Annotated in this window: 10 protein-coding genes; 1 reads left to right on the top strand and 9 read right to left on the bottom strand. The window is 68.8% G+C overall.

Annotated features, from left to right (window positions below; translation table 11 throughout):
* Positions 1-135: 135 nt before the first annotated feature.
* From AC2YG9_RS22270 to AC2YG9_RS22240, 7 genes are all read right to left on the bottom strand, one after another.
* Positions 136-1,377, bottom strand: a complete 1,242-nt coding sequence (locus tag AC2YG9_RS22270; protein ID WP_487300195.1) for an ABC transporter permease — start codon at positions 1,375-1,377, stop codon at positions 136-138.
* On the bottom strand, positions 1,374-2,054 hold the full coding sequence (locus AC2YG9_RS22265) for an ABC transporter ATP-binding protein (protein ID WP_487300194.1): 681 nt from the start codon (positions 2,052-2,054) through the stop codon (positions 1,374-1,376). The genes AC2YG9_RS22270 and AC2YG9_RS22265 overlap by 4 nt, the downstream gene beginning before the upstream one ends.
* The gene (locus tag AC2YG9_RS22260; protein WP_487300193.1) at positions 2,054-3,619 is read right to left on the bottom strand and encodes an efflux RND transporter periplasmic adaptor subunit; all 1,566 of its coding nucleotides are present in this window, start codon (positions 3,617-3,619) and stop codon (positions 2,054-2,056) included. The genes AC2YG9_RS22265 and AC2YG9_RS22260 overlap by 1 nt, the downstream gene beginning before the upstream one ends.
* A gap of 104 nt (positions 3,620-3,723) precedes the next feature.
* Positions 3,724-4,380 (bottom strand): CREC-EF hand family protein, encoded by a 657-nt coding sequence (locus AC2YG9_RS22255; protein WP_487300192.1) that lies wholly within the window; start codon positions 4,378-4,380, stop codon positions 3,724-3,726.
* 24 nt (positions 4,381-4,404) lie between these two features.
* Positions 4,405-5,118 carry a hypothetical protein gene (locus AC2YG9_RS22250; RefSeq protein ID WP_487300191.1) on the bottom strand — a complete coding sequence of 238 codons (714 nt, stop codon included), beginning with the start codon at positions 5,116-5,118 and terminating at the stop codon, positions 4,405-4,407.
* Between the two features lie 139 nt (positions 5,119-5,257).
* On the bottom strand, positions 5,258-6,667 hold the full coding sequence (locus tag AC2YG9_RS22245; RefSeq protein ID WP_487300190.1) for an ATP-binding protein: 1,410 nt from the start codon (positions 6,665-6,667) through the stop codon (positions 5,258-5,260).
* Positions 6,667-7,413, bottom strand: coding sequence for a response regulator (locus AC2YG9_RS22240; protein ID WP_487300189.1), 747 nt, complete (start codon positions 7,411-7,413; stop codon positions 6,667-6,669). Before AC2YG9_RS22240 ends, AC2YG9_RS22245 begins: the two co-directional genes overlap by 1 nt.
* A gap of 116 nt (positions 7,414-7,529) precedes the next feature.
* Here AC2YG9_RS22240 and AC2YG9_RS22235 point away from each other — a divergent pair, with 116 nt between their 5' ends.
* A complete protein-coding gene (locus AC2YG9_RS22235) occupies positions 7,530-7,904 on the top strand; it encodes an EF-hand domain-containing protein (RefSeq protein WP_487300188.1) in 375 nt (124 codons plus the stop codon).
* A 12-nt stretch (positions 7,905-7,916) separates the two neighbouring features.
* Here AC2YG9_RS22235 and AC2YG9_RS22230 read toward each other — a convergent pair whose 3' ends face one another.
* Positions 7,917-8,621, bottom strand: coding sequence for an MBL fold metallo-hydrolase (locus AC2YG9_RS22230; RefSeq protein ID WP_487300187.1), 705 nt, complete (start codon positions 8,619-8,621; stop codon positions 7,917-7,919).
* 120 nt (positions 8,622-8,741) lie between these two features.
* Positions 8,742-10,391 (bottom strand): amino acid permease, encoded by a 1,650-nt coding sequence (locus AC2YG9_RS22225; RefSeq protein ID WP_487300186.1) that lies wholly within the window; start codon positions 10,389-10,391, stop codon positions 8,742-8,744.
* Between the last annotated feature and the right edge of the window lie 51 nt (positions 10,392-10,442).

The following is a 10,442-nucleotide window of genomic DNA, read 5'->3' as shown; positions in this document are numbered from 1 at the left end:
TCGGCAACTGGCCAAGAAAGTCTGCTGGAACAAGCACTTGGACGTCCCTTAGGCGGACGAGTCGGCGTGGACGCGGGCGGCGTTTTGGGGGGCGTTCCTTCTCCCGACAAGCGGGAGAAGGGCGCGCTTGGCACGCTACTCCCGCCGCAGCGCCTCGATCGGATCCAGCTGCGCCGCCCGCCAGGCCGGGTAGGCGCCGAACACCAGGCCGACCAGCATCGAGAAGCCGAGCGCCGTCGGCACGGCCCAGCTGGCGATGGCCATGGGCCAGCCGGCTAGAGCGGACATGGCCATGGCGCCGCCGATGCCGATCAGCAGGCCGATGACGCCGCCGGCGAAGCTGAGCACCACGGCCTCCAGGGCGAACTGGTAGAGGACCCAGGCGCGCCTGGCGCCCACCGCCATGCGCAGGCCGATCTCGCGGGTCCGCTCTGTCACCGCAACCAGCATGATGTTCATGATGCCGATGCCGCCGACCAGCAGGGAGACCGCCGCCACCGCCGCCAGCAGGCCGGTGAAGGTCTTGGTGCTGGCGCTCATGGCTTCCATGATCGAGGCCATGTTCTGGACGCTGAAATCGTCTTCGGCGCCCTGGCGGATGCGGTGGCGTTCGCGCATCAGGTTGGTGACGTCCTCCTGGACCCGGTCGAGGTCCTCGGCGGTCGCCGCCTTCACATAGATGGTCTGGACATTGTCGCCCCGCACCCGGCGCCCAACGATGCGCGACCGCACCGCCTGCAATGGTCCCAGCACGATGTCGTCCTGGTCCTGGCCGAAGCCGGCCTGGCCCTTGGAGGTCAGGACGCCGACGATCTCGAACGGCACGGTGCCGACCCGCAGCCGCTTTCCGACCGGGTCGGCGTCGCCGTACAGCTCCCTGGCCACCGTGGCGCCGATCACGGCGACCTTCTTGCCCTGGCGGGCCTCGCGGTCGTCGAACATGCGGCCGGACGCGACCGTCAGGTCGCGGGCGATCAGATAGTCGGGCGTCACGCCCTCGACGCGGGTGTTCCAGTTGCCGCCTTCCGCCGTCAGCTGGGCCCCGCCGCGCACGGCCGGGGCGACGGCGGCGACGTTCTCGACCTGGGCCTTGATGGCCTCGGCGTCGCCGTCGCTCAGCGAGACGCCGGTGCCGGCCCCCTGGCTGACGAAACCACCGCCCCCGCCGCGCGAGGCGCCGGGACTGATGATCAGCATGTTGGAGCCAAGTCCGCCGATGGCGCTGGTCACCATCTGCTGCGCGCCCAGACCGATTGAAGTCATCATGACCACGGCGGCGACGCCGATGACGACGCCGAGCGAGGTGAGGGCGCTGCGCATCGGGTGGGCGACGATGGCGCCGGTGGCGAAACGGACCAGATCAATGGGCTTCATCATCGGGCGGCCCCGTCATCGCTGACGATATGGCCGTCGCGGAAGGTGACCCGGCGGCGGGTCTCGGCCGCCACTTCGAGGTCGTGGGTGACGAGGACCAGGGTCAGGCCCTCGGCGTTCAGTTCCTTGAAGAGGTTGAGGACATCCTGGCCGGTCTGGGTGTCGAGGGCCCCGGTCGGCTCGTCGGCGAGCAGCAGGTCGGGCTTGTTGGCGAGGCTGCGGGCGATGGCGACGCGCTGTTGCTGGCCGCCCGACATCTGGGTCGGCTTGTGGCCCATGCGGCTGCCTAGTCCCACGCGGTCGAGCAGGGCGGCTGCGCGCTCCCGCCGTTCGGCCGGCTCGATGCCGGCGTAGATCATCGGCAGTTCGACGTTCTGCAGCGCGGTCAGGCGCGGCAGCAGCTGGAAGGACTGGAAGACAAAGCCGATGCGCCGCGAGCGGAAGGCGGCCAGGTCGTTGTCGTCGAAGGCGCCGACGTCCTCGCCCTCGAACAGGTAGCGGCCGTCCGAGGGCCGATCCAACCCGCCCAGGATGTTCATCAGCGATGACTTGCCCGAGCCCGAAGGACCGATGACGGCGACGCTCTCTCCCCGCGCGATGGTCAGGCTGACGCCGGCCAGGGCGTGGACGACTTCCTCGCCCATGACGTAGGTCTTCCTGAGACCCTCGAACTGGATCACTACAGCCCCCGAACCCGAACCCGAACGCCGCCGCCGCCGCCCATCGGGCTGCGCGCCTGGACCTTGGCCTTGGGGCCGCCGCCGGTGATGACCTCGGCGCCTTCCTTGATGGTTCCGGAGCGGTCGACGACCTCGGTGAAGCTGCCGTCGGTGGCGCCGACCATGACCGGCACCGGCGTCGGCTTGCCGTCCTTGAGGATGTAGACGACGCCGCTGGTCATGCCGCCCTGGCCGCCCCGTCCGCCGCCCTGGCCCATGCGGGCGCGCAGGGCGACCAGTCTGGTTTTCTGCTCGGGCTTGAGGATGGGGTCGAGCGCCTTGAAGGCCTCGTCCATGATCTTGCGGCGCTCGGGCCCTTCGGCGGCCCGCATCTTTGTCTGGGCCTGGGCGAAGATGGCGTCGGCCTTCTTCTTCTGGCCGGCGTCGAGGTCGAGCTGTTCGGCGACGCGGGCCAGGCGGTTGCCGCCGCCGCCTCCCTGGCGTCCGCCGGCGCCCTGCTGGCGCTGCTGGCCACCGCCGCCCATGCCGGGCGGGCCGCCCATCGGGCTGGCGCCGCGCTGCGGCGTGGCGGTGGCGTCGGCCGGGCTCCAGCGCAGGGCGGCGGCCGGCACGCGCAGGACGTTCCTGCGCTCTTCCAGCACGATGTCGGCGTTGGCGGTCATGCCGGGCAGCAGCTTGCCGCCCGGATTGTCGGCCTCGGCGATCACCGTATAGGCGACGACGTTGTTGGCGGTTTCCGGCTGTTTGCGCACCTGGGTGACGACCCCGGTGAAGTTATCGTCCGGGAAGGCGTCGACGGTGAACTTGACCCGCTGGCCCTCGCGGACGGAGCCGATGTCGGCCTCGTCGACGCTGATCTTTACCTCCAGCTTGGAGAGGTCCTGGGCGATCTGGAACAGGATGGGGGCCGACAGGCTGGCGGCGACGGTCTGGCCGGGCTCGATCTGGCGGTCGGTGACCACACCGCTGATCGGCGCAATGATGTTGGTGCGGCCGAGATCCACCTGGGTGGCGTTCAGCGAGGCGCGGGCCGAGGTGACCCCGGCCCTGGCGGCGGTGACGGAGGCCTGGGCGGCCTTCCAGGTGGCCAGATCGGCGTCGAGGGCGGCCTTGGCGGTGATGCCCTTGTCGTAGAGCGTCTTGGTGCGGTTGTAGTTGGCCCGGGCGACATCCGCCTGGGCCTGCAGCTGGTTGACCTGGGCCTGGCTCTGGGCGACCTGGGCCTGGCCCTGCTGGGCGCGGCTGACGTAGGTCTGGGGGTCGAGCACGGCCATCACCTGGCCGGCTTTGACATAGTCGTTGAAGTCGACCAGCACCTTGGTGATCTGGCCGCTGATCTGCGAACCGACCTGGACGGTGACCAAGGCCTGCAAGGACCCGGAGGCCGATACCGACTTGGTGATATCGCCGCGCGCCACCGTTTCAGTGCGATAGGGGTCCTTGGGGGCCTTGGGCTTGAACAGCATGTAGCCGCCCCCGCCAAGCACCACCGCGGCGGCGACGCCCCAGGCCACCGGGACCCAGGGAAACTTCGACTTCTTGCGCGGCGCGGTGCTCAGGCTCATTGGGTGCTCGGTGGGACTCACGTGACTTCCATTCAGACACGTCAGGTACCGGCGCCAGTTTGCAGGCGGATTTCACTGTTTTGCAGGGGCCGTGACGCCCGCAATCAACGCGCGTCTTCGAGCGCCCGTTGCAACGGGGTCTCCGGCAGGGTGGCGAGGGTCAGCTTGCCGTCCTTGTCCTTGTCGAGCAGGGCGAAGCGATCCTTGGCCGCGGTGGTGGCCTCGGCCTTGCTGATCCGGCGGTCGAAATTGCTGTCCTGGCTCATCACCGGCTGGATTTCGTTGAGCAGGCCGTAGAGACCGGCGCCCGCGCGGCTCTGGTCGGCGACCGTCTTGGCGCCGTCTCCCGACTTGTAGTTGTCCGAGGGCGACAGGGTGGGGCGCCGGCGGCCGCCCATGGGACGGTTGCCCTCCTTGGGCTTGGCCACGGCCATGGCGGCGCGGGACATGATCTCCGGCGCGACTTTCTTCTCGTAGTCGCCGTTCTCCCAGCCATCGACCGTGCCGTCCTTGTTGGCGTCCAGTTCGTCGAAGAAGGCCAGCGAGTCGGCGATCAGCTCGTCGCGGGTGATGGCCCCGTCGGCGTTGGCGTCCGCCTGCTTGAACCACAGGGCGACCGGGTAGGGCTGGTCGAGTTCGCTGCGGAAGGGCTCGCCGGCCGGGCTGATGAAGATCTGAAGGTCTGGCCGCGGCTGGGCCAGCACCGGCGTGGCCGCCAGGGCGGCGATCATTGCTGTCGTTGGGGCGAGACGAAACTTCATCGGCGGATACTCTCCAGGGTCCAGCTAGCGAGGCGGCGGGCGCTTGTCCCGTTTGGCGCCATCCCCGGTCTTGCGGTCCTGGGTCGGCGGCGCTTCGAGAATGGTCTGATAGGGCGTCTTGGGCAGGGTGGCGAGGGTCAGCCTGCCATCCTTGTCCCTGTCGAGGATGGCGAAGCGGTCGCGGGCGGCGATGCCGACCTCCTTCACATCGATGCGGCGGTCGAGGTTGCTGTCCTGGGCGGCGACCGGCTGGACCTCGTTGATCAGGCCATAGAGGCCGGCGCCGTTGCGGGTGCTGCCGTAGGCGCCCCGCTCGAGGACCTTGGGACGGCCGATGAAGGGACGTCGGCCGAGATCGGTGACGACGGCGCCGGGGCCTTCGTCGCCGCGGTCGAGCGGGCTGAGGATTTCCGGCGCGACGTTCATTTCGTAGTCGGCCATCTCGAAGCCGTCGATGAAGCCGTCCTTGTCGGTGTCCAGGGTGGCGTTGAAGGTCAGGGAGTCGGCGACGAACTCGTCACGGCTGAGGCCGCCGTCGCCGTTCGCGTCGGCGCGGGCAAACCAGGCGGTCGCCGGATAGGTCTGCCCCCGCGGGCTGCGGAAGGGCTCGCCGGCCGGGCTGATGAACAGCTGCTCGCGCCGCGGCGGCGGGCCGCCCCCGCCCTCGGGCGGCGGACCGGGCTGCGCCAGGGCCGGCGAGGCGGCGAGGGCGGCGAGCAGCGCCAGGCGTGCGATCATCGGGGTCTCCGGTCCGGATGGGACCCTGTCTGGCTGGGTGACGTGGCGGCGATAAGGTGTGGCGGTTGCGTTGATATTGCGGCCATTCTCGGGTCGCGCGTTTGATCCGATAACCGGTTTCCACTTATCGGAACGCGCTTCAGATCGGCAGCCGCACCCGGGCGGTCAGCCCGCCGCCCGGGCGGTTGATCAGCTCGGCGTCGCCCCCGTGGGCGCGGGCCACCGAGCGGACCACGGCCAGGCCCAGCCCGATGCCCCCGGTCTCGCGGTTGCGCGACGGCTCGCCCCGGAAGAAGGGCTCGAAGACCCGCTCGCGTTCGTGGTCGGGGATGCCCGGACCGTCATCGTCGATCTCGATCACCGCGTCATTGCCGTCCGCATAGACCCGGGCGCGGGCCGCGCCGCCGTACTTCAGGGCGTTCTCGACCAGGTTGGAGACCAGCCGGCGCAGGGCGATGGGGTCAGCCTCGACGACCAGTTTCTCGGTGCGGTCGATGGTGGCGGCGGCGCCGGTCTCGGCCATCTCGTCGACAATGCTCTCGACCAGGGAGGCGAGCTCCATCTTCGTGCGTTCGCGCGGCCGGGTGGCGTCGGAGACGAAGCCCAGGGTGGCGGCGATCATCGCCTCCATCTGGTCGATGTCGGCGGCCAGCTTCGGCTTGAGCGCGTCGGGGACCGCCTCGATGCGGAACTTCAGACGGGTCAGCGGCGTGCGCAGGTCGTGGGCGATGGCCCCGACCATGGCCGTGCGGTCGTCGACATAGCGGCGCAGCCGCTCCTGCATCTGGTTGAAGGCGTTGGCGGCGGCGACGATCTCGGTCGAGCCGGCCATCTGCAGCGGCGCGGCGCGGGGGTCGCGACCCAGCCGGTCGGCGGCGCCGGCGAAGGCGGCCAGCGGGGCGGAAAGGCGCCGGGCCAGCAGCCAGGCCAGCGGCGCGATCAGCAGGATCGACAGCACGAAGGTCAGGATCAGCCGGGTCTGCCAGGCGTCCCAGCGGAAGGTTGGCTTGGGCTTGACCACCAGCCAGTGGCCGTCGGCCTGCTGCACCCCGACCTTGAAGGGCGAGAAGATGACGCGCTCGTCGGGGCGGAACTCAGGCGCGCCGGGCGCATGCATGCCGTGACGCGGGCCGCCCGGCGGGCGTTCGCCTTCCGGCGGGCCGATGCGGAAGATGCGGGTCTCGACCCGGTGTTCGGTGCGCAGCAGCACCCGCACCGGCCCGACCGTCTCGATGCGGATGCGGTCGGCCGGGACCTTGAGATCGGCGGCCAGGATGCGACGGAAGTCCTCGCGCCAGCGCGAGCGGCGGAAGGACTCTTCGGGGGCCTCGGTCTTCAGCTTGACGACCAGCGGCCGGCCGTCGGTGATCTCGACCACGCCCTTCTGGCGCAGCGCCTGGGCCAGTTCACTGAGCCGGTAGACCTCCGGCTGCGGCGGGGGCAGGGCCAGCAGCATGGCGGCGCTGATCGCCGGCGCGGCGACGAGGCTGACCAGGGCCAGCGCCATCACCTGCCAGAACAGCGGCGCGCTGCGGACCCGTGACGGCATCAGCTGCGGGTGACCTTGGGCACGAACATGTAGCCTTCGCTGCGGATGGTGCGGATCAGTTCGCCGCCGCTGGAGCCGTCGTCCAGCTTTTTCCGCAGGCGGCTGATCTGCACATCGATGGCGCGGTCATAGGCGTCGGAGTCGCGGCCCCGGGCCATGTCGAGCAGCTGGTCGCGGGTCAGGATGCGTTGCGGCCGCTCGACGAAGGCGCGCAGCAGGGAGAACTCGCCGCTCGACAGGTTGACAACCACGCCCTCGGGCGAGCGCAGTTCGCGGCGCACCAGGTCCAGCTTCCAGCCGGCGAAATGGCAGGTGGCCGACAGGCCGTCCTCCAGGCTGGGCTGCGGCTCGGCGCGGCGGCGCAGGACGGCGCGGATACGGGCCAGCAGTTCACGCGGGTTGCAGGGCTTGGGCAGGTAGTCGTCGGCGCCGAGCTCCAGGCCGACGATGCGGTCGGTGTCCTCGCCCATGGCCGACAGCATGATGATGGCCGGCCCGCCGGGCTGGGCCGTCAGGCGACGGCAGATGGAAAGGCCGTCCTCACCGGGCATCATGACATCGAGCACGATCAGATCGACGGGGCCCTTGGCCAGGGCGATTTCCATGCCGCGCGCATCGCCGGCGGTGTCGACCTGATAGCCGTGCTGGCCGAGAAATTCCGACACGACATCGCGGATGCCCGGGTCGTCGTCGACCATCAGGATACGGGCGGGCGCTTCCTGTCCGGAGGCGGCGTCAACTGTCATGGTCTGTTCCATTCCGCCATTTTGCCCGGCCCTTGTCTCGACAGGATTGCAATGCAGACATACGGGTGCAACCGAGAGGCCGTGATCTGAAGGCCGAAACGTTCCGGAGTGAGTACATGATCCGCCGTCTTGCCGTCGCCTCCCTTCTGCTTGCCTTGAGCGCTACGGCCGCCGCCGCCCAGGGGCATCCGGACACCAACAAGGACGGGTTCCTCACCAAGGGCGAGAGCCAGGCCGCCGGTGACAAGGGCTTCGCCCGCGTCGACCAGAACAAGAACGGCTTCATCGACGCCGACGAGCAGGCCAAGCTGGCCAAGTTCACCGGCGGCAGGAACACCCTGGCCCCGGCCGACTTCGACAAGGACGGCAAGGTGTCCAAGGCCGAGTTCGCCAAGGCCTCCAACTACCGCTTCGACCAGTTTGACGCCGACAAGGACGGCAAGCTCAGCAAGGCCGAACAGGACGCCCTGAAGAAGGCCAGAGGCTTCTAGGTCCTTGGGCTTCTAGCTGAAGCGCTCCGCCAGGTCGGTCTTCGGCTCGGCGCGGCTGGTTCCCAGCGCGATGTCCGAGACGTAGGGGTTTACCTTGCGCTCGTAGCCGAAGGTGCTCATCGGGCCGTGGCCGGGCACGAAGCTGACATCGTCGCCGAGCGGCCAGAGCTTGCCGGTGATGGCCTCGATCAGGTCGTTGAAATTGCCGCGCGGAAAGTCGGTGCGGCCGATCGAACCCTTGAACAGCACGTCGCCGACCTGGGCGAAGCGCGCCTCGCGGTGGAAGAAGACCACATGGCCGGGCGTGTGGCCGGGACAGTGGATGACCTCGAACTGCGTCTCGCCAAGGGTCACGACGTCGCCGTCATGCAGCCAGCGGTCCGGGGTGAAGGCCTTCGCCTCGGGGATGCCGTACTGCTGGCCGCTGGCCTCGATGCGGTCGATCCAGAACTGGTCGTCGGGGTGGGGGCCTTCGATGGGCACGCCCGTGCGGTCGGCCAGTTCGGCGGCGGCCCCGGCGTGGTCCATGTGGCCGTGGGTGATCAGCACCTTTTCCAGCGTGACCCCGTACTTCTCCAACCCCGCCAGCAGGCGGTCGACCTCGCCGCCCGGATCGATGATGGCGCCCTTCATCGTCTTCGTGCACCAGACGATGGTGCAGTTCTGCTGCAGCGGCGTGACCGGCGCGATGGCGACCTGGATGGGGGGGACGCTCAAGGGGCGCTCCTGACGTTGTCTGAACTCATATGATCGGTGTTCAGGCCGGCGATTGAAACCCCGCATACGAAAAAGGCCCGGGATTGCTCCCGGGCCTTTCCGTCGTCTGCGAAGAACCGATCAGTCCTTCACGTCGTCCACGCCGTAGGCCATGGCCTCGGCCGGGCTCGACATCGAGGTTTCCTCGGTGATGTCGATGCCCTTGGCCAGCTTGGAGTGCCAGAAGCCGTAGAGGGCATAGACCAGGGCGCCGATCACTGCATACCCGCCCAGGATGGCCATCGGCACCGGGTCGTCGTTCATGGCCCGCTCGATCATCGGCTTGAAGTTCTGCCAGGCCAGGAACAGGCAGGCGAGAATGCCGAGCACCGCGGTGACCACGCCGCCCGGAACCTTGAACGGACGCGGCAGGTCGGGGTGCTTCACCCGCAGGTAGATGACCGACAGACAGACGATGGAGAAGGCCACCGCCGTGCCCAGGGACACGAGGTCGCCCAGCAGGCTGATCGGCAGGAACGAGGCCGCCACCGCGATCACCACGCCCAGCAGGATGGTGCCCATCCAGGGGGTGCGGTACTTCGGGTGGATGATGGCGAACACCCGCGGCAGCAGGCCATCGCGGGCCATGGTGTAGAAGATGCGGGTCTGGCCGTAGCAGAGCACCAGCATGACCGAGGAGAGGCCGGTGATGGCCCCGACCTTGATCAGGAAGGCGATCAGGTTGAGCTTGCCGCCCTCGGCCGTGGCCAGGGGAACGTCAGCCCATTCCAGGCCCATGCGGTCGATGGCGACGGCGATCGGAGCCGGGCTGGCCAGTTCCTTGTAAGGCACCACGCCGGTCATCACGGCGGCGACCGCCATGTAGATCACGGTACAGATGGCCAGCGCGCCGAGGATGCCGATGGGGACGTCCTTGCTGGGGTTCTTGGCTTCGGCCGCGGCGGTCGAGACGGCCTCGAAGCCGACGTAGGCGAAGAAGATGATCGCCGCCCCGCGGAAGATACCGCCGTAGCCGTACTCGCCGGACTTGCCGGTGGCTTCGGGGATGAAGGGGTGCCAGTTGTCGGGGTTGATGTAGGTCACCCCCACCGCGATGAAGGTGATCAGCACGATCACCTTGATCAGCACGATGATGTTGTTGACGTTCGCCGATTCCGACACGCCCAGCACCAGCAGGGCGCAGACCAGGAAGATGCCGACGGCGGCGACCGCGTTGAGCGTGCCGGTCATCGAGAACACCAGGTTGCCGGCCTCGTTGGGCGCGGCCTGGATCAGCGGCGTCGCCCACTGCGGGGCTTCCTTGCCGAGGACCATGATGCTCGGGAAATTGACCCCGAAATCATGCAGCATGCTGACCACATAGCCGGACCAGCCGACCGCCACGGTCGAGGCCGCGATGCCGTATTCCAGCAGCAGCAACCAGCCCATGATCCAGGCGAAGACCTCGCCCATGGTGCCGTAGGCATAGGTGTAGGCCGAGCCGGAGACCGGCATGGTCGACGCCAGTTCGGCGTAGCACAGGCCGGCGAGGGCGCAGGCGATGCCCGCGACGACGAACGACAGCATGATGGCCGGGCCGGCATTGGCCGAAGCCACCTGGCCGGTCAGCACGAAAATCCCGGCGCCGATGATGGCCCCGACGCCCAGACTCATCAGGTTGATCGGCCCGAGCGAACGTTTCAGTTCACTTTTGGCCGCTTCCTTCTGAATGTTGGCGATGGACTTCTTCAAGAATAGCCGGTTGCCCGGCCGGGCGCCCTCTGCGGACATGCGTCTCGCTCCCCGAAAGGCCGGCTCCCCGCCGGCTAACAAGCGGCGGAC

Source organism: Caulobacter sp. SRI_014 (genome assembly GCF_057586315.1).
This window is presented reverse-complemented; position numbering and strand designations above follow the sequence as displayed.

Coding starts and splice junctions, on each gene's coding strand:
- AC2YG9_RS22260 (WP_487300193.1), bottom strand. CDS start 3,619: ATGAGCCTGAGCACCGCGCCGCGCAAGAAGTCGAAGTTTCCCTGGGTC.
- AC2YG9_RS22250 (WP_487300191.1), bottom strand. CDS start 5,118: ATGATCGCACGCCTGGCGCTGCTCGCCGCCCTCGCCGCCTCGCCGGCC.
- AC2YG9_RS22235 (WP_487300188.1), top strand. CDS start 7,530: ATGATCCGCCGTCTTGCCGTCGCCTCCCTTCTGCTTGCCTTGAGCGCT.
- AC2YG9_RS22270 (WP_487300195.1), bottom strand. CDS start 1,377: ATGATGAAGCCCATTGATCTGGTCCGTTTCGCCACCGGCGCCATCGTC.
- AC2YG9_RS22240 (WP_487300189.1), bottom strand. CDS start 7,413: ATGACAGTTGACGCCGCCTCCGGACAGGAAGCGCCCGCCCGTATCCTG.
- AC2YG9_RS22245 (WP_487300190.1), bottom strand. CDS start 6,667: ATGCCGTCACGGGTCCGCAGCGCGCCGCTGTTCTGGCAGGTGATGGCG.
- AC2YG9_RS22225 (WP_487300186.1), bottom strand. CDS start 10,391: ATGTCCGCAGAGGGCGCCCGGCCGGGCAACCGGCTATTCTTGAAGAAG.
- AC2YG9_RS22255 (WP_487300192.1), bottom strand. CDS start 4,380: ATGAAGTTTCGTCTCGCCCCAACGACAGCAATGATCGCCGCCCTGGCG.